The sequence below is a fragment of the Streptomyces sp. NPDC002490 genome (assembly GCF_040296045.1).
In the GTDB taxonomy this organism is placed as follows: domain Bacteria; phylum Actinomycetota; class Actinomycetes; order Streptomycetales; family Streptomycetaceae; genus Streptomyces.
The window spans coordinates 38,678-58,429 of the sequence record NZ_JBEOWM010000043.1 but is presented as its reverse complement, the minus strand read 5'-3'; the positions used below and the strand labels follow the sequence as shown (position 1 = coordinate 58,429).

11 protein-coding genes are annotated in these 19,752 nt (G+C 68.4%); 2 read left to right on the top strand and 9 right to left on the bottom strand.

What is annotated here, in order from left to right:
• Positions 1-1,793, bottom strand: a 1,793-nt coding sequence (locus ABT092_RS24260; protein ID WP_502968494.1) for a tetratricopeptide repeat protein, incomplete at its 3' end; no start/stop codon positions are given.
• Between the two features lie 888 nt (positions 1,794-2,681).
• On the opposite strand from ABT092_RS24260, the gene ABT092_RS24255 reads away from it, so the two are divergent.
• A complete protein-coding gene (locus tag ABT092_RS24255) occupies positions 2,682-2,981 on the top strand; it encodes a hypothetical protein (RefSeq protein WP_351247267.1) in 300 nt (99 codons plus the stop codon).
• 570 nt (positions 2,982-3,551) lie between these two features.
• On the opposite strand, the gene ABT092_RS24250 is transcribed toward ABT092_RS24255, so the two are convergent.
• From ABT092_RS24250 to ABT092_RS24215, 8 genes are all read right to left on the bottom strand, one after another.
• Positions 3,552-4,214 carry a hypothetical protein gene (locus ABT092_RS24250; protein ID WP_351247265.1) on the bottom strand — a complete coding sequence of 221 codons (663 nt, stop codon included), beginning with the start codon at positions 4,212-4,214 and terminating at the stop codon, positions 3,552-3,554.
• A gap of 140 nt (positions 4,215-4,354) precedes the next feature.
• Positions 4,355-10,540, bottom strand: coding sequence for an RHS repeat-associated core domain-containing protein (locus ABT092_RS24245; protein WP_351247277.1), 6,186 nt, complete (start codon positions 10,538-10,540; stop codon positions 4,355-4,357).
• 655 nt (positions 10,541-11,195) lie between these two features.
• Positions 11,196-11,363 (bottom strand): hypothetical protein, encoded by a 168-nt coding sequence (locus ABT092_RS24240; RefSeq protein WP_351247263.1) that lies wholly within the window; start codon positions 11,361-11,363, stop codon positions 11,196-11,198.
• A 394-nt stretch (positions 11,364-11,757) separates the two neighbouring features.
• On the bottom strand, positions 11,758-12,585 hold the full coding sequence (locus ABT092_RS24235) for a glycoside hydrolase domain-containing protein (RefSeq protein WP_351247261.1): 828 nt from the start codon (positions 12,583-12,585) through the stop codon (positions 11,758-11,760).
• A 396-nt stretch (positions 12,586-12,981) separates the two neighbouring features.
• Positions 12,982-13,470 carry a hypothetical protein gene (locus ABT092_RS24230; protein ID WP_351247259.1) on the bottom strand — a complete coding sequence of 163 codons (489 nt, stop codon included), beginning with the start codon at positions 13,468-13,470 and terminating at the stop codon, positions 12,982-12,984.
• Positions 13,471-13,674: 204 nt separating this feature from the next.
• Complete coding sequence (locus ABT092_RS24225; protein WP_351247257.1) at positions 13,675-15,624, bottom strand: hypothetical protein; 1,950 nt, start codon at positions 15,622-15,624, stop codon at positions 13,675-13,677.
• 1,794 nt (positions 15,625-17,418) lie between these two features.
• Complete coding sequence (locus ABT092_RS24220) at positions 17,419-18,090, bottom strand: HNH endonuclease family protein (RefSeq protein ID WP_351247255.1); 672 nt, start codon at positions 18,088-18,090, stop codon at positions 17,419-17,421.
• A 379-nt stretch (positions 18,091-18,469) separates the two neighbouring features.
• A complete protein-coding gene (locus tag ABT092_RS24215; RefSeq protein ID WP_351247253.1) occupies positions 18,470-18,793 on the bottom strand; it encodes a hypothetical protein in 324 nt (107 codons plus the stop codon).
• Positions 18,794-19,004: 211 nt separating this feature from the next.
• Here ABT092_RS24215 and ABT092_RS24210 point away from each other — a divergent pair, with 211 nt between their 5' ends.
• Positions 19,005-19,481 carry a hypothetical protein gene (locus tag ABT092_RS24210; protein ID WP_351247252.1) on the top strand — a complete coding sequence of 159 codons (477 nt, stop codon included), beginning with the start codon at positions 19,005-19,007 and terminating at the stop codon, positions 19,479-19,481.
• Positions 19,482-19,752 lie beyond the last annotated feature (271 nt).

The following is a 19,752-nucleotide window of genomic DNA, read 5'->3' as shown; positions in this document are numbered from 1 at the left end:
TCTTCGCCCAGCACCCGCACCTGGTCGTTGAGGAGGTCGGCGAAGGCCTCCGCAGCCCCAACCGCATCACCCGCCTCCCCCCGCCAGAAGGCCAGGTTGTTCCGGGTGGCGAGGGTGGCGGGGTGGTCTTCGCCCAGCACCCGCACCTGGTCGTTGAGGAGGTCGGCGAAGGCCTCCGCAGCCCCAACCGCATCACCCGCCTCCCCCCGCCAGAAGGCCAGATTATTCCGGGTGGCGAGGGTGGCGGGGTGGTCTTCGCCCAGCACCCGCACCTGGTCGTTGAGGAGGTCGGCGAAGGCCTGCACAGCCCCGGCCGCATCGCCCGCCTTCCCCCGCCAGAAGGCCAGATTGCTTCGGGTGGCGAGGGTGTCGGGATGGTCTTCGCCTAGGTGGCCACGGGTGGTGGTGGAGAGGTGCTCGAAGTGGCTGATGGCTACGGTGAGCTGGCCGCTTTCCCCCCAGCTACGGCCGGTGCGGTAGAGCACCCTGTGGGTGTTCGGCCTGTGCAGGGCCTCTTCGGCGTGGTGGGTGAGAGCGTCGGTGTTGGCCCGTAGGGCTTGGGCGAGGTCGGTGTCTCGTTCGATGGCAGGCCAGGCCGCGGTGAGGGCGTCGGCGGCGGTGCGGGCGTAGTGGTGGTGTTGGTGGGGGGTGTGGGTGTCGCGGGTGGCGCGCTGGATGAGTTGGTGGACGCGGACGGCTTGATGGGGGGTGTTCGGCGTGTGGTCGATGAGGCTGAGCCGGTCCAGTGCCCTCAACGCGTCGAACGCTTCCTCCGAGGTGACCGGCGGGGGAGGGGGCTGTCGTCGGCCCGGCCACGGCCACCAGCGTCTCGGCCGGCGTCGGGGTCGTACGGGGCCGGTCGTGGTGCGGTGTGCAGCGAGGTATGTGAGGGCGGGCGGGCTGGTCAGGACCTCGTGGGGAATACCGTTGGGGTCGAGCAGGGCGGTGAGGTGGAGCATGGGCCGGGCCAGGCCGGCCGGGCGCAGTGCGTCGGCGCGGTCGATGGAGAGGGACCAGGCGGCGGCGAGAACGGCGGCCTGGTCGTCGGGCAGGGTGTCGGGGGCGAGGTCGGTGAGCTTCATGGTGCGGTCGGCCAGCAGTGCTCGGTAGCCGGTCGTGGTCTTGCCGGAGTCGATGAGGTAGGCGGCGGCCTGGGCCAGGGCCAGGGGTAGGTGCCCGAGGTCGTGGGCCAGGGCGGCGAGTTGCTCGATGGGTTCGGTTCGGCCCTGGGCGTTCAGGGCCCCGGTGAGGTAGGCGATCGATTCAGCGGGGGTGAACACGCCGACCTCGATCCGGCGGCGTCCTTCGCCGAACAGGGCGGCGTCGCGGCGGCGGGTGGTGAGCAGGGTACGGCCGTGCGGGCCGGCCGGCGGCCACAGGCCGAACCGCAAGGCGGGGTTGTCGGGGTGGACGATGAGATCGCCCGGGTCGGTGACGTCGTCCAGGACGATCAGCCACCGGCAGGGCCGTGGCCCGGGCTTGGCCAGCCAGGCCAGGAACTGCTTCGCGGCGCGCTCGGGGTCGTCCGGGTCGGCTCGACACAACTCGACACCGGCCTGCGCGTACCCGCTCACCACAGGTGACTGGGTGCTGGCGGTGACCCAGACCAGGACGTCCAGGTCACCGTTGTTCCAGGCGGTCTGGGCGTAGTCGGCGGCGAGTTGGGTCTTGCCGACCCCGCCGAGCCCGGTCAACACCTGGGAGAGCACCGCGGTGCCCCCGTCCTCGACCGCCACCCGGAGCCGATCCGCCTCGGCACGGTGCTGGAAGGAGCGCGCCACGGAAGGGATCACACCGACCTGGTGCGGCCAGGGCGCCGGCTCCCGCGGCGCACGCCGCTGCACGATCAAGTTCTGGACGTTGCCGCTGATGCCCGTCGCGCCGTTGGTGGCGGTCACGCTCCCGGTGCCGGAGACATGAACCGCGGCGGGAAGTTCGAAGCCGCTTCCCGGGACAGTGCCGCGATGTCCGGTCACGGCCGTCTCACCGCTGGCCGCCCTGGCGTTGCCGGTGTCCGCCACAATCACCGACGGTTCAGGCTTCTTGCCCCGTTTCATGCGTGATGATGCCTTCGCTACGAGTGCGGGAGCTAGTTCGAGTAGTCGATGCCGGACACGGAGTTCGTGCCACTGGCCTCGCCCGTCCGGTCGACGGTAGCCGAACCCCGCCCCCGACCACCGGGCCGCCGAACACCGGTGACCCCACCACTGTCAGCCCTGCCTGTACGAGTGGCCTTGTCCGTAGGCCCGTTCGCAGACGAACGCGGCCACACCGCCCAGACCAAAGCACCAATGCCAGCACCGGCTTGGACCGTCGCTCCGACCCACTGCCCCGCACCCGGACCGTCAAGAAGCCACACCAACGGTGTGGACAGGGCACCCACCACCGCCAGCACGACAACCGTGATCTTCCACCCCTGCGACATGCACTTCTCCCCACCCCGAGACCCGCCACCACGGATTGTCCCGCCGCAGCCTCCACCCACACCGGAAAACGCCATATCCAACACCGCAGTTCCCCATACCACCCCCGCCCACCGAACACACCCACCGCCACCGGGGCGGCGCGCACCCGGGAGACCGGGACCAGATCCGCGCCCGCCAGGCCGCCAGGCCGCCACCAAGGCCTACCACGCCGAAGCCGCGGCCGCGCAGCCGGCCGACGACGTCCCGGCCACGCCGGTGGCCCCGGTCGTACTGCCCACGCCGTGCCCGACCGCCGTCATTATCCCCGCTCCGGAGCCGGAGTTCACCGACGTCGACGACGACCAGGACCTCGTCCTCGAAGACCTCACCCGCGAGCAGGTGCGCGACTGGCGGGTGCGGGCGCTGAAGGACCACCAAGTGGTGTTCGACCGCATCGACCGCTACGGCGAGCCGTCGGCCAGGCGCCTGCTCAGCAACCGCCTGGTCGACCAGGCCCACCAGCACTCCAGGCACGGTCACCTGGACCTCGGCTACACCACCTGGGGGCAGGCGTGAGCGGCGAGGTGTCCGGCGTCGACCTGGCGAGGGTCGCGCTGCGGGCCGCGATGGAGCAGGCCCGCCGCAACGGCGCCAGCCGTACGACGAAGTCGAAGCCGCGCCCGGTCCGGACGGTGCGCCCGGCACGAGCGCGAGCCGGTCGCCCTCGGCGCCGCGCTCGGCAGGGCTGATCACCGAACGCGCCTGGGAACTCCCGGCCGCCGTCGCGGCGCTACGCGGCCGGTGGGCGGCCATCGCCCTCGAACTCGCCGAAGACGTCACCGTCGTGTCGTACGACCTCGATTCCGGCCGGCTCACCGAGTGCCCGGAGTTGCCGGCCTGGGCGACCAGGACCCGGCTGCAGCAGACCCGCGTCATCACGGCCACCAGCACCTCGGCCGGCCGCACGGTCGTCCGCGCCCTGAGGGCCCTGGCACCCGGCACGGTGCCCGAGCCGGCCGGCCTCGGCCTTCCACCAGGCCCTGCCCGACAGCGACGCGACGAAGCCGAAGCGGCGCGCCGGCACGGCTCTGCGGCGGGACGGCCGGGAGCCGCTCGGGCCGGGGTCGCCGAGCCGCGGGCCACCGGTCAGCCCAGGTCCGCAGGCCGGACCCCACGGTCGGCTTCAGGTCCGTCGTCGGAGTAGGTCAGCTCATACGCCTGCCCCGGAGCCCCGGGTGGACCGACGTTCTCCACGATCGGCCGGACGGTAAGTCGCTCCCCCGGAAAGAGGGCGAACAGTGCGACTCCGCAGGTGGGTGCCTTGTGGAACCGGGACGGATCGGTGTCGGATCCCGAGGACGCGCGTTCCACGTCGAGTCGGCCGACCTCCGGGCCGACGAGTACTTCGTGGAAGCACAGTCGCTCGTACCCTTCGTCGGCCTGGGGCCGTCCGGTGAACAGCTCGGTCTCCGACTCCCCGAACGGCGCCAGGGGTCTGCCGCGCAGTACGCCCACGACGTCCCGGTCGTCGGTCGGGTCGATCCCGAGGGCACCTCCAGACAGGTGGTCGGCCGCCGCCCAGGACCCGTCGTCCCGCCGCGTCGAGAAGTAGAGCTCCTCGGCGGCCTGGCCGTCACGGCGCCGGTGCAGGAGCAGCACGAAACCGAGGTCGTCGCGTACGCAGATGTCGGCGACGACAGGTCCGGCCCCGATACCGGGCCAGGTGGCGGTGACCTGGATCGCGGCGGTGGCCCGCTCGGCCTTGGCCGTCAGGGCGGCGTGGGCGAGCTCTGCCAGGTTCTTGGGCATGTGTTGATCCTTCGGGCACGGAGGCGGTGTCCTCGCGGGAGTCCTTACGAGCCGGGGTGGCCCACCAAGGTTTCGGTGCGCCACCCCGGGAGTGCGCCGCGTACGCACTGATGTGATCACCGTACGCGGCCGTGGACCGGTTAGGACCTGGCGTTGCAGATGGACGAGACCGCGGTCACGAAGCCGTTCCAACCGAGCACCACGCCGTTGCCGTGGGTCACGATCTTCGTACCAGGCTTGACCTGGATGTTGTAGTGGACCTCCCACTGCTTCTTCCAGGGCGTGTACCAACTTGCCTTGCCCTGGAGCTTGGTCATCCTCCTCTTGCCGGGCCGGGTGCCCCAGGTCTCCGCGTAGACGCCGTTCCCGGACAGGTAGCGGTTTGTGAAGCCCTTGATCTGGGTCTCCACGTAGTACCCGATGTAGCGGTGGCCGTCCCGGGTCACGCCGCCGCCGCGGCGCCTGGTGATGATCTGGAGGCTGTAGCCGTTGGTCTTGTGGACCTTCCCGCACTTGGGCGCGAGCCCTGTGGTGTCGGAGCTGTTGCACGGGTCGGCGTTGGCGTAGTCGTAGGCGTTCGCAGACCCTCCGGGAACGGGGTCGGCCTGGAGGAACCGGCCGAGCTTCGGGTCGTAGAGACGGACGCCCATGTGGACGAGTCCGGTCAGGGTGTCCGCGGAACGTTGTCTGCCGCCGAGCCAGGCGTAGCGGGCGGTCGTCCGGCCGGCGCGCGGACCGCCGTACTCGTCGTAGTCCAACGCTGTCGGCGCCTCGGCGCTGTTCAGCGGGAGTTGCAGGGCGACGTCCCCGTGCAGGTTGGTGAGTTGGAGCACTACGTCACTGGTCCTAGTGCTGGTCGCGGTGAGAGCTCCAGCAGCGGAGACGATGTTGCGGGTGACCGCGCCGGTCGTGGTGTCCTCCACCACCCATCGCGGGCTGTCGGAGTCGCTGTCGTAGTGGTTGCGCTTGGACTCGGTCTGCGTCCAGGTGCTGCCGGAGCCGGTTTCCGTCGTCCAGGACCGTACGCGCAGCTCGGGGTCGCGCTGCCAGGTCTGTCGGCTGGAGCCCACGGTCTGCCGGTGGACGAGATCGTTCGCGTAGTAGGAGAAAGTGCCGTGGCCCGGGGCGGTCGTCGTCCGGCCGAAGATGTCGTGGAGGTAGCCGGTGCCGGTGAGGCGGTCACCACTGTCGTAGGTGTGGTTGGTGGTGGTCCCCGCAGAAGTCGGGCAGTCCAGGCCCGGAGCGGCGGTGGCCGTGGTCAGGGCGGTGCGGGTGCTGCGTTCCCCGAAGGTGTAGGAGCGGCGGGTGCAGACGGTGGCCGCGGTGTCGTCGACCCCGGCCAGCCTTCCGACGGCGTCGTACCGGTACTGCTGGTTCGACCAGCCCGAGTGGGCCGTCCGTTGGCTGTGGACGGAGGTCTCGATGGAGTCGCTGAGGACGACCGCGCTGTCGGAGTTCCTGGTGTAGGTCCGGGACCGGGCCGAGCCGGTCGGGTCGATCTCCTGGGACAGGGTGTAGCCGCCGGGGAGTGTCTCCTTGGTCACGGCACCGTCGGCGTTGTACACGGTGCCGATCTCACCGGCGACGGAGTCGGTGGTGCTGGTGGCCAGGCCGCGGGGTTCGGCCTGGTGGTCGTAGGTGTAGGTGACGGTCGAGGGGACGGAGTCGGAGGTCTGGGTGATCCGGTCGAGCAGGTCGTAGCGGATCTGGGTGACTCCGCCATCCGCGTCAGTGTAGGAGATCTGACGCCCCAGCTTGTCGAACACCTTGGTGATGGCGGCACCGCCGTCCGCGGTGTTCCGGACGGCTTCGCCGGTGGTGTCGTCGTACGTGGTGGTCGTCGTGGGCAGGGCCTGACCGGTGCCTCCGGTCATGGCCACCGACACCGGTCGGCCCGCGTCGTCGTACGTCGTCACGGTGTTACGGGTGATACCCCCGGCGGTCTCCGAGACCTTGGCGGGGCTGCCCCACCGGTCGTACTCGGTGACGGTGACCGGCAGTTCGGCTGGGTTGGTGCCCCCGCCGACGACGGCTCCGCCGGGTGAGGTCCGGCACGGCAGGTCGGCCCACTCGGGGCGTCCGGAGCAGGTGCCTGTGCCGGTGGCCGACCAGTAGTCGGTCACACGGGTGGTGGCCGATGTCGCGGTACCGCCGGGGCGAATCTCCTTGACCACGCGTCCCTGCGCGTCATATTCGGTGACCGTGGTGACGGAGAGGCCGCCAGGGTCCTGGACGGTCCGGGTCGCCAAACCGCGCTGCCAGTCGTAGATGGTCTGTGTCTCACGGGTGTCGGCGTGCAGGGTGGGCTGGTCGCGGAGCTGCGCCCCGGTGACGGTGCCGGTGATCTGGTCTTTGACGGTGGCGGTGCCGTCCGTCGGCCGCCCGGTGTCGTAGGTGTTGACGGTCCAGGCCCGCGCCACCACGGAGGAGCCTGCGGAGTTGAGGGTGGTAGTTCCGGATGTGAGGTCCCGTGTCAGGTCGATCCGGGACAACGGTCCCAGTTCCTGGAGTTCGCGGGTCCCGGTGGCGTCGTGGACGGAGCGGGTCGAGAGCAGCTCAGCCCTTTCGGCGCTAGGCAGGTCCCCGATGCCCAGGTCCGCGAGCGCGGCACGGTCGGCGGCGGTGGTGCCGAGTGCGAGGGCACGGTTGGCCGGAGTGAGCTCGCGAACGGTGTTGCCGAACCGGTCGGTCTCGGAGGCAGAGATCCGGCCGCCGGGCGCGGCAACGTTGACCTGGTGGCCCGAGACGCCCAGGTACTGGACGGTGGCCCGTGCGTAATCCCCGGCTCCGAGGGCGCTGCCCGTGTGGGAGGCGGGTGCGGAGTCGGCCGGGAAGACCGCTGTCGCGTCGGTGGGCGCGTCCGACTGTCCCCATGCCTTTACGTCGGCGGAGCCCATGCCGTAGGGGGCGGACGGGCCAGTGAGCGGTACGTCGTAGACGACGCTGGTGACGGCTTCGCCCTGTACGGTCCCGGCAGTGCCCGGCTGGAGGCCCGGACGCGCTACGCGCAGCAGCATGCCCGGTCCGGCGGTGGCGGAGTTCCCCGCCTGACCGTAGGCGAAGGTCCAGGGCAGTTGGCCCGGCCTTGTCTGCTGTGTGACCCGGCCCGCGCTGTCGTACGTGTACTCAGTGAGCAACCGCGGGGTGATCTGCGGGTTCCAGGTATGGCGCAGGCGCCCGGAGGTGTCGTACGCGTAGCTCTGTACGGGCTTCGCGGTGGCCGCCGTCGCTCCAGGCTGGGTGGCCCAGACCTGGATCTCCTTGACCTGGCCGGTGAAGTCCCCGGGGGTGGTTGCGGTGGCCGTGGTGGTGGTGGCATAGACGAACTCCAGCACCCGGCAACCGCGGGTGGCGGGGGTCTGTGCGCAGGTGTTGGCGGCGACGGCGGAGGTCGCGGCCACCATCCGCTTGGGCCGTGCCTTGATCCCGCCACCCATCGACACGTTCTCGGAGACGACCGTGGTGGTGGAGTTGCCGCGCCCGTCCAGCCGCACCGAGAAGACCTGCCAGGTGGTCGAGGCGGCGTCGAGCTTCTCGAAGTCGGTGACTGTGCCCTCAGCGTCGGTCAGGGTGAACGAGCTGGTCGTGCTGCCGCGCAGGGTCAGCTTCTCCGCGCCCGGTTCCGCGATCCACCCGGTCCTGGCAGCGTTGGCGGTGAAGTGGACGGCGTCGCCCTGGCTGCCGACCACGTTCACGGCGGTGTCGGAGATCCTGGTGATGTGGGAGTAGTCCGCACCTGCGGACTCCGCGACCACCCCGGAGGCCCATTCGTCCCCGAAGATGGCTACCTGGCCTTCCTGGTCACCGGCGGACGGGGTCCGTGAAGAAGCGGTACGGGTCACGGACAGCCCGAAGTGCGGGGCCTCAACCTCGGAGAGGGTGAAGTCCCCGGTGAGCAGGTTCAGCGCCCCCGGTCCGACGAGTCGGGGTGCGGCGCCGGGCGCGTGCCGGTCGACGACCACCGTGTGCGGTTCGGTGCTGCCCGAGGCGCTGCCCGGTCCGGTGAAGTCGGCCTTGATCTGCACGGAGCCGTCGACGGCGACGGTACCGACGGCGTTCCACACCAGCGGCGCGTTCTTGCCGCTCGTCAGGGGGACGGGCCACGCAGCGACCGGGCCGCTCCCCGAGGTGACGTCACCGGCCGGGATCTGCTGCCAGTTGTCCGCCGCGGAGCGGCGCCAGGAGAAGGAGACCTCGTCGTACTTGCTCGCGTCACCCTCGGCGACCAGCGGCAGACGTCGTGCGGTGCGTTCACCATCGGACGGCTGGAGGAAGCCACCGGGGCCGGCATGGAACCGGTACTCGGCCGCTTCGGACTTGTTGTCCGCGTTGTCCACGGCGCGTACCTGAAGGACATGGGTACCGTCCAGCGGCGGGGTGACGGAGAGTGCCTTAGCGGCGTTGGAGCCGCCAGTGACGACCTTCGTCCAGGTCACCCCATCCAGGGACCATTCGAGCCAGTGGTGGTCGGAGGCGGGCGGGGTGACGGTGAAGGTACCGGCGTGGCCCGCGCCCTTGACCCATGCGGTGGACGGGTAGTCCGTCGAGGTGACGGAGGTGGGGGCGGAGGGGGCGGAGGTGTCCACAGTGAACGTCTTCCACGCCGACCAGCCGTTGTTGTAGTGGCTACCGTCGTAGGGGGATGTGCGGAACTTGTACGTCCTGCCGTTGGTCAGCACACCCGTGGGCACAGTGACGGAAGCGACCTGTCCTGACGGTACGTACTTGGAGACGAGTACGTCGCCGGCCTGGGTGTTGGTGGCGTTGTCGAAGATCTGGAAGGTGCCGGTGACCTTGTCACCGTCGGCGTCGACGAAGGTGTCGCGCAGGGTCGGCGTCACTGTGTTGACGGCGTAGGTACCGCCGTTGGAGAAGTACGGCGGTCCGGCCTCCTGTTTGGTGCCGGTACGGGGCCGGTAGTTGTAGGTGACCACGAGCTTGGGCGGATTGGACGCGGCGTTCGCCGAGTTGACCCGCTTCCACTGCGTGGTGACCGACTCGCTGGATGCGCGCAGACCCATATGGCCACGGGTGGCCTTGGCCGACGCCCACTCCTGGACCAGGGTGGACACATCGGCGTCGACCCAGCCGTCGGGCTGGGCGGCGCAGCCCGGGTTTCCCCTGGTCTCGGTGGAGGTAGCCTGCTTCGCCATCCAGGCCGGCTGGGCGGACCACCGCGAGGAGGTCGTGGCCGCGCCGGTGGCCCACACCTCCCACGGGTACGCCTTGCAGTCGGTGTTGCCGGAGTGGAAGTTCCACAGCGACAGCTTGGCGTTCACGACCAGCGCGTCCTGGATCGGCGTGGTGTTCCAGGAGATGAACGAGCGGGCGGTCCGCGGGGTACCGTCGGGGTTCGTGGTACCGGGGTTGCCCAGGTCCAGCTCGGTGTCGGCGGACCAGTCGACGGTCTCACCCTGCTGTACATAGGTGTCGAACACGTTCGAGAGAGCGGACGTCGACGGATCGACCGTCACCGGGTACTTCGTGGCCGGGTGGGCCAGGAACTCAGCGTCCGGGGTCACCACCAGTTCGAAGGACGAGCCCTTGGCGACGACCTTCATCCCCACTGGCACGCGCCGGGTGTGTTCGCCGGAGACGGGGTCGACGGTGGCATCCCACATCACCGGCGCGGGCATCAGGGCCGTCTTCTTGTTTTTCCGGTCGGTGAAGAGCACGCTGCCGTCAGCCTGTTGGCGTACCTTGAGGCCCTGTGCCTTCAGGGGCAGGGTGTAGCTGTAGCCATCGGAGGCCGGTCTCCGCTTGATCTCGACGAACTGCTCGAAGCCGGTCCGGGTCGCCTCGACCACGACGTCGGCACCGGGGACGGCGTTGACGTACTTCGCGCGCGTACCCTCCAGCTTCGGAGCGGGCAGGCCGCCCTTCCACTGGAGCGTGATCTGCTGATCGCCCTCGCCGAGCGTCACCAGGTCGGTGGCCTTCGCCTTCCGCGCCGCCTTCAGCGACGTGGCCGGGCTGCCGGTCCGGCCGGCCAGCACCAGCCCCTCGGGGTGGGCCACCGGCGCCACCGAGCCGTCGGCGCGCGCGGCGAGTTCGAGGTCGACGTTCCGCCAGGCGTCGGTTTCCGCGTTCCGGAAGCGCACCGGACCGGCGGTCAGTTCCGATGTGAGCGAACCGTCCTTGTTCACCCAGGTCGTGGATGTCTCCGTGCGCTCCGACAGCGCCTCGACCCGTTTGCCGGACAGTCGGGCCGCCACCCGTGCGGAGGTGATATCCGCCGCCTGGGTCGCCGACGCCTTCCGGGGTTCCGCGGCCGGCTCGGCCGGGAGCGCCCTCGCTGGTAATCCGTCGAGCAGGGTGATGGACAGCGTCAGGACGAGACTGCCTGCTATGAAGCCCGAAATCCCTCCGGGCCAAACCCGTCCGCGCTCTTCCGGCGCGGGCAGATGAACCGTCATATTCCCTCGTTTTCTGCATGCTTGAGCTTCACATCTATGAGCCGCCTGTGAACGTAGCAAGGAGGAAATGCGCTCAAAAGCATGCCTAAACCGGCGAAAGAAGTTACATCCGCTCATGGCAGGTGCGTGATCATTATCACCGAGAATTCGGGATTGCGGCGCCCAAGGAACAGCGGCGCATCTTCGGTAGTCGCCTTGTCCTCCGATGAGGCCTCTGCATGGGATGAGTGCAGAGAAGAACAACCGCAAGTACGGGCCGGGATCCGCCACAGCACGCGCGTGCGCGCCACACCCCAGGTCTGGCTGATCGGACGGCCGCTCAGACGTCGGCGTGTGCTACGGCTACTCCAACGGTGACGTGAAGGTGTTCCGCTGGCTGTCCAAGGCGACGGCACCTTCAGCGCACCCCTCGTCGCCTGGGAACGCGACGAAGGCCTTGCCGATCCCGGGGCAGATACTTCTCGCACCGCCGCGCGCGGGAACACCGGTGCGCGTTGATTCGTGCGCTGCATCGTGGGTGTTCTCCGCGCGCGGGGATTTCAGAGCGGTTGTGTTGGTTGGTGCTTCAGTGGGCTGGGGTTCTGCCGACTTGGCTGCATACCCAGGTTTCGATGTCCAGCTGGCGTAGGTAGCCGGTGGCCACCGCGGTGGGGAGGTAGTTCATGAGCGCGGCGACCTCGGAGGGGAGGGGGCGGTTGGTGCCCTTGGCGAGGCGGTGGAGGAAGCGCAGCATGGTGGTGGTGTCCCAGGCTGGGCCGTGCTGCTGTCGTCTCCGGGGAACGGGCCGGACTCCCCTGCGTCGCGGGCGTCCGCGTCGCCGAGGCGGTTCGGATCGCCGAGGCGGTTCGGATCGCCGAGGTGCGGCAGGGCACCACCGATCCGGGCCAGAACAGCCCCCGCCCGGCGGGCGTGACCCTGCGGCCGATGGCACACCCCTCGGCCGGGCCGCTGACGGGGGCGGAGACACTTCATCACGTACACACGCGCGCGGCACAGTCTGGGTGACCGTGCCGCGCAGCGTGCTGGTGAGCGGAACGCGAAAGAGGTCGCCGAGGCAGCGCGTCAGGTGCCGAGCAGCGGCCGGGAGATGCCGTAGGCCATGCCCTGCCGCCCGGGCAACGTCTCCCTTATCCGATGATGGCGACCGGGGCGTCCCAGGCGTTGCGGTCGACGGTGATGGTGTGGCCGCCGCGGGTCTCCTTGCTGTTGCCCATGTACTGATGGGCGCGGCTGTGGTTGGTGTACAGCCTGGGGTCCCAGGGCCAGTCGGCGGTGGTGGTGTTCTGTTTGTTCCACAGCGCGTACCAGAGGATGCCGGGGAGGTCGGTCCTGTCGGTGGCGGTGGCGATGGCCTTGGCGCTGGAGCTGGCGAAGCCGTAGTACCCGGCGCGGTACGCCTTGGCCCGCAGGGTCTTGGTGAAGGAGCGCACGTACGTCAGGGTGGCGTCGTTGCACGGCTTGTTCGTGATGTCGTAGGACTCCATGTTGAGGTAGATCGGGCTGCCGGGTTTCATGCCGAGCGCGGATGCCTTGGCCGCCGCGTCCCTGGCGTTGCTCGCTCCGACGCTGGCCGCCGTGGCGGCGGTGAACCTCTCCGGGTTCCTGCTGGTCTGGCAGGGCGGCTGGGCGCCGACGTAGAGCGGTATCAGCTTCCAGCCAGCGGTGCTGACCGACTTCACCCAGGGCGCGGTGAGGTTGGGCTGGGCGCAGCCGCGGTTCTTGCCGCCGATGTAGACGGCGGCGGCTCCGTAGAAGCCGGTCTTCCATGCCTTCATCGCGGCGAGGGAGGGCGCGGTGCAGGTATCGAACGCCCGGCCCGTGTACGTCTTCTGCGCGGGCATGCTCGGGGCGGCCACGGAGGTCTGCGCCACGATCCCGGCGCCGGCGACCACGGCAGCACCCGTCGTGGCCCATGCGATGCAGCGGGCTCGTTTGGGCAGTCGGTGACTGGACATTTCCACTCCCTTTGGATCGCGGCCTGCGGCCGCACTCGGGGCGCCGGCGAAGGCTGACGAGCGCGGTGTCACACCGTGGGGTGTAGCCGCTCGACGTCTTCCCCCGGCGCCGTTCAATTCCGGCAGCCGGGGGGTGGGACTCTATCCAAGATCCACAAACTGGATGTCGACCGAGGACGTCAACGCGCCACCAACACCGGCGCACCGGGCCCGCGCAGTTCGTCCGCGGCATTCGCCTCCTTGAGCCGATCGTCCCGTGAGGTACTCCCAGACGTCCGCCATCGTGATGTCGTTCTTGGTGATGCTCTCTTCGGGAACCAGCGGGGAAGCGACTTCCAGCAGCTTGGGCACTTCCAGCCCCGGTTCTGGCTCAGGCTGCGAACGGTGCGGGAACCCTCAGTGTCCGTGGACCAGCGCCGTGGGTAGTAGGTCGTGCAGGATCTGGCCCATGGGCAGGGCTAGGTCGAACCGGTTTTCAATGATGGTCAGAGATTTGAGGTGGGCGGTTTCACGTTGTGCTTCGTTGCGGATCCCCGCAGCTTCGATATCAGCTTGAACGAGAGCCGCATCCGGACCGGTAACCTCGCGCGACCATGTGTACATGTACATGTGGAAGCCGCACGCGTACTCTCCATCGCGATAGAATTGGAATTGAGGCGGTGGCACTTTCGGATTCTGGGTCTCGTCGTAGAGTACGAATACCTCCTCACCCTTATTGCGGGAGAGGTGATCGCTGTAACCAGGTCCGAGTTCACCCGGCCAGTAGCCATGGGCGACCGTGAACGCCAGGTCGCCGTGGGTGCCGTAGCGGACGGCGGCAATTTCACGGCTCTGGGAGTTGATGTATGCCTCAACACCCTCGGCTGTATATTCGCCAATGAGCATCGGAGTAGATCCTCGCGCGATGCGATCGACTAGTTGAACAACCTCTAGGCCACGCGCTAGATGGATGCAGTAGCCATACCAGGTGGGGGGCTTGCCGACTAGCCACCTAATTCCTTCTGTTTTCAACTCGACTCTCTATCTTTCGCGATTCAGGCGGCGGCCGGAATTACTTCCGGCCGCCGCCTGATCATGTCAGCGGCTTCATCATCGGATATCGCACTTGATGACAGCCTTGGTGGCGTCACACTTATCGAATCCGGTCGTCTTCACCCAATACTTGTCTTTATCGAGGATGCGGAACTTGCTGGCGAAGCTGGGGATCCGGCTTCCTGCGGTGCCGTTCACCCAATTGGACATGGCCGAACGGCCGCACACCTCACGCCAGTCCGGGCCGGAGATGCGCTCGTCGTCCCAGAATCGCCATACGCCATCGGAGTACTTGGTGGCATACGTCTGCACGCACTCGTTTCCAGAGAGCACCTGGTTAGTGCCTTCCATACGTTCCGGCATTCCACCGCTCTGGTACGTGGAGGCGAAAGGAAATTCGTCACAGCTCGACGTATCATTGGCAGAGATCTCGGGGATCTTTGTCGTGTCCGGATGCCCGTACTTTTCAGCCCAACCGGTCGGGCAGATCACGTTGCGGTTCGAATCCGGGTCCCGAGTCCACTTGTTCCGCTCACCGTGCACGCCACCTGTGTATCGGTCAGCCAGGAACTGCAGCGGCGCGCCCTTGCGGATCTTGGTGTTAATCAGCCAAGCGTTCGCTGCGGCTGCCGGAGTCTTCGCGGTGTTGAACGCATACCCGGGGAGGTAGTCAGGGAACACGCAACCAGCAGCAGAGTACACGGTGTCGCAACGGACCCATATATTCCCACCGATCAGTCCCTGGCTATTTCCGGTGGGCATGGACCTGGGAACGCTCGAGGAGAAGGTCGCGTACGGTGCGAATGCCATCTTCGTCGACCGGTCAGAGTCCCACTTCATCGTGCCTGGAACCTTACCGTCCCACTTAACTGTCGCCGTGCCGGTCTCCTCGTGCCGGTCGATGTCCCCGCTACCATTCCACATCAGGCTGCCGTCCCACGAATAGGCGGGCTCTTCCAAGCAGCCTGTGGAGCATTTAGGAACAAGCGTCAGCTTGATCGCACCAGGGATAGCCGGAAAGGGGACCTTTCCCGTTGCCACCGGGAGCGGTGTAATTCGCGACCAAAGCTGCATCTCGTTACCGACCATGGAGGTCTTCATGTGGTAAGCCGTGAAGAATTCCTGGTAGCCGGAGGAGTCTGTTCCGTTCTCATTGGTGACCTCAACACTCCAGATGTGGTACATGCAGGCCGCATCGCGTGTGAAGGCCGAAAGGTATTTTGTGCCGGTCTCGCAACTGGGGTTGAGAGGTCCCACAGCGGCCCGTGTTGTGCGCTGTGCGGATCGTGCCTGCTCGATCCTTTCCAAGTCCGCTGCGGCAGCTGGTCGGGAGCCGATGCACAACTGCATGGTGCTCTCGCCACCGGCAGGTCGACAGTGTCGCTTGCTGTCGGCAGCTGCGGAGGACCGTGCCTGGCTCCTCTGCTTCTCGTACGACTGATAGCCGGGGACCGGCTGCCAGGTGGTGTCGTGCTCCGGGTTCGGGGCGTCCTTGTTCGGGGCGGGCAGCTTGATGTCCACTATTCGGCCGCGGATCTGGAATTTCGAGTACGCTGACCATTCGGTCTCGTACAGCCCGGTTGCGTCGTACCCGGATGTCGTGAAGGCGTAGGTCTTGCCAGGAGTTAGCGCCTTCTGCGGAACCGTGACTTCGGCGGTGCCACCCGAGGCGACCATGGGCGAGACCAGTACACCGAATGGCTCCCCTGGGATCATGACCTGCGCGCCCACTGTGCCGTCAGCATTGACGTTGTGGACCTTGAAGGTCAGGTTGACCCTGTCTCCGTCCGCGTCGGTGACAGTGTTCTTCAGGACGGCCATGGTCCGGTCGACCTGCCATACCTTGTTTGCATCCTGCTTCCACTGTGGACCGGCGGAGAGGTTCTTCCCCGACACGGGACGGTTGCCGGCCATGACGAGCGATTCGGGCCCGGCGGCCGGTGTTTCGGCCGGACGCTTATCTGACTTCGGGCTGGTTACCAGGCTGCCGTCCGCCGCAGAAGCCATTCCTGGACTTAAGAGCAGAGCACCGACGGCCATGGCTGAGGATAAGCGGCGACAGATGACTGAGGACCTCTTTGCTTTACGACGGAACATGTATGTCCTCTCACCACGCCGGCGTGACAGCGAGGCATTGGTTGGATAAGACACCGACCTGTCTATGCGGCCCGAGGCGACCGCACAAGATCCCCTACCTGGCGAATCCTCTCCACCCACACATATCGGATGTGAGGATCCTGTGAATACCGATCCTTTCCAGTCTTGACTGGTTTAAGTCATCCCCGGCCGATAGCCCCCCACGCCACGAACCCCGCATACGCGGGGAACACCACGGTCGGCACCGACGCCGTGCGGGCCCTGCCCTCAAGTGCCGCGCCCTCGGCCGGACCATGCCGGAGGCCCCGGCCGCCACAGGCGTTCCGCGGGCACAGTCGAGATGGCATCGCCGGCTTCCACCAGGCACTCGCCGCGCACCAGGCCGCCCGGCCGCCGAGCCGCGTCGACCCATCGATCGCAAAGACGGTGGACAGCAGACGCGGCCGATGCCAGGGACCGTTGCATGATCGCGTTTGGTCCGGAGTGCCGCGCTGGCCCTGGGACACCCCGGTTTGGGCAGGAGGCGGACGCAGTACAGGCACGGTCTCGGTGATCATGTGAGTGTCGAAGTCCCATGCACACCTGGCGAGTCCGTGCCTGCTCCTGCATCTTCTCCCATGCCCACCATGCTGGCCCAACTGGGCCGGACTACCGCGCCGGTCCCTCTGGCGGACGCGGTCGCACTGTCCGGCTTCCTGGATCTGGTGCCCGACTGTCGCCTTCGGCTACGACCCACCACGAGGGACACGCCCTGGGTGATCTCACCATGAACGCGGAGCCGCAGGCTGGAGCTCTTCGACCAAGCCGAGGACCAGCTGGCCTACCGCCGTGCGCGGCGTGGTCGCGGCTCGGGTCGACGCGGTGCTACCCGGCGTCTCGGAGGCGGAGCCGCGGTCGGCCACCGCCACGCGGCTGCACCAAAACGTGACCGCTGATGGCTCGGCGCGGGTGAACGAGTGGGCACGGCACCATGCCCGGCAGACCCCGGCAGACCCCGGCAGCTCAGGCACGTGCCGAAGCCGAAGCCGCGCGGCCCGACGCCAGGCCCCGGCCTCGCCTGCGGGCCCGGTCGTGTCGCCCGCGCCTCGGCCTGCCGCCGTCGCACCGGCCCCGGAGGTCAAGAACGATCAGGAGCGGGTGCCCGAGCCGGCCGGCCTCGGCCCCGGCCCGGAGCCTGCGGCCGTCCCGACCGGGCGGTGCGCATCCGGGAGACCGCGCGGCCGATGCGGACGCTCAGCCGCCGAACGTTCCCCGAACCGGAGCCCCCCGGCCGACGACCAGCCAGCCGGTTCCACCAGCGCCGGGCGCCGGCGCGGTGCTGGTACTGAAAGCGGACAGTAACCGCACCCTGCTCGGCCCGCAGCGTCCCTGGCAAGTCACGTCAGCCCAAGAGACGAAGGCACGGCCTTGCGCTCCTGGAGGTCGGCGAGCAGTGCCAGGTCCAACTGGTCGCCGACTCCGGCAACCACCGGGTGCGCGGAATGCGGTGGTGGACGGGACGATCAGCATGGTCGCGGGAATCAACACGGCGGGCTTCGGCGGGGGACGGCGCCCTGGCCGCGTCCGCCCAGCTGTACTTCCCACTGGGGCGCCGTGGACTGCGTCGACACCCTCTACATCGCCGGCCACCTCAACAGCCGGTGCGGAAGACCGCGTCGCCGAGGTTGGGCGGCCGGCCGACGAGGGAGGACGCAGCGCCGTGGGTTAGGGGGCCGGGGTCCAGGTGACAACCTCGTCGCCGCACCCGGCGGCCAACTGGTAGAGCCGGCGCTGCTCTTCCTGGTCCACGGCCAAGCCCCACCGCAACTTGGTCGACGTCCACTCGACCGCGTACCGGCACAGCGCGCCGGCGGCCGGGGGCAACCACTCGCCCGGATCCTTGTCGGCCTTGCTGCGGTTCGTCTTCGCCGTCACCGCCACCAACGACTGCGACGCACCCTGGTCGTTCGCGTACGCCTCCCGGCGGCCCGCCGACCAGGCGGAGGCTCCGGAGTCCCAGGCCTCCGCCAAGGGGACCATGTGGTCAATGTCCAGCCCGGACGCCCCGATGACGTGCTGCTCGTCGTAGTACGACGACCACTCCCCACCCTCCAACTTGCACCCGGGCCCGATGACGGGCGCGGCCATCGCCTCCGAGATCAGGACCTCCGCCCGGGTGTTGCAACCGTCGCGGGCATCGAGGCCGGCGTTCCAGTGCTTGAACTTGGTGCGCGAGTAGCCCTCCCTGCTCTCGCTCGAGACCGGCAGCAGTCCGACGGCCACCGCAAGGCGGTCGGACTCCGAAGGCGCGGCGGCGTGAGCGGACTGGGAAACGAGTGTGAGGGGCAGGAGAGCGAGCGCGGTGGCCGTAGCAGCATGGCGCAGAGAGGTAATCACGGGGCAGGGATACCGGGTCAACCGGGCCCGCGGGGCCAGACCGGGGACAGATCACCCGCTCGGGGGACGGCAGACTCGGCGTGCACCGGCGGGGACCACGGCGCACGCTGGAGGTGTGAGGGGCGCTTCGATCGTGGTGCATCGGCCGTCGCCGACCGGGGGCCGGCGGGTGAGCGTGCACCGCGGGCACGGGGACGAGATCCTCGGGCTCGCCGCCGGCCGCACGGGTATGACGCTGTTTGACCTTGAGGTGGCGGTGCGGTCGTAGGTCTCCGGTGCCAGCGTCTTCGCTGGTTCGACGCCCTCGTCGCTGGGTCGCCCCCGGGAGGCGGGCGTCGGGGTTCTGCGCTGTGCCGGCCAGCGTAGGGTGCTGCGGGAGTCAACCGCGGTAGACGCGGACGTCCCAGCCTTCGGGGACCTCACGGAGGTCGGCGTCGGGGGCTAGGACCTGGTGGACGTACGAGCCGTCTGGGTAGCCGGCCAGCGTCTCCAGCACGGTGTGGATTCCGGGTTCCTTCACGTTGTCGAACAACACCACCGGCTCCAGGAGCGAGGAGTTGATCGAGCACCGCGCTCCCGGGGGCAGGGGCTGCCAGCCGACAAGCGGCACGACGTCGATGTCACGGTTCTCCGGGTCTCCAAGGGCGATTCGCCACCCGGAGGGAGCGGGAACGAACGGGGCGGGGTGGCTGCTGGAGGTCATGAAGGTCAGCTTGCCGGACCGGACAGCCCATCCGAGCACGTTTCCGCCGTTCGCATCGCTACGGCCCTCCCTGGCTGACCGCGGCCGCCAGGCTTCGGTACCGCTGCCCGGAGGCGAAGCGGCAGCCCCGCGTCCAACGGCACTCTCCCCGTAGGGTGAAGCGCGTCTGAACTCCCCTGTGTGCGTGCTCTGTTGCGCTAGAAGGAGGGGTATGACGACTCATGACCTGATGGTGGTCGACACCATGTGGACGGCAGCCAAACTGAACCGCGCCTACCTCTCACAGGACAGCACGCGGATCGCTACCTGCCTTGACGAGGCCAAGCGCGACGTTCACCACCTGGAGCACGTGGTGGTGTGGTGTTCCCTGCAACACGATGATCTGTTCGCTGAGTTGGGGGAGCCGTCGATGTCGTCGCGCGCCCTCACCGTCACCGCGGCCTTGGCGCCGCCCGAGGTCGAGTTCGCGGTGACGACAGCACTGCGACGTGTGGCCGAGATAGGGCTCCGGCGCGCGGTGGGGGCCCTGGACCTGAGCCATCAGGCGCACGCCCTCGCTATCTGCAGCACGGTCTTGATGATGGAAGCCTTCGGCCGCACGGAAGCCCTAAAGCGTTTGGACAACGATGACGCGATGCGCGAGGAGGTGGTGAGGCGCTCCCGGCCTGCTCGAGACAAGAACGTCTGAAGTTGGCCAAGTTGGTGCGCATCGTTGGGATCTTGCGGGGGCCCCGTCCGGGGTAGAGGGGGGTCGGACGGGGCCCCGTGCGGCCCCTCCCCGGGTTCGTCAGCACGGGAGGGGTGCGCCGCCTTCCAGACCGTGGAAGGTTCGACGGTCGTGCCGTCGGAGTTCATCATGGCGCGGCCGGAGCCCCGTGGGGTCGAATAGAGCTATTTCACCCTCAAAGTGTCATGTTGACAGCTCAGTTGGGGGAAATTCTCACCAGGCGGAACGGTCT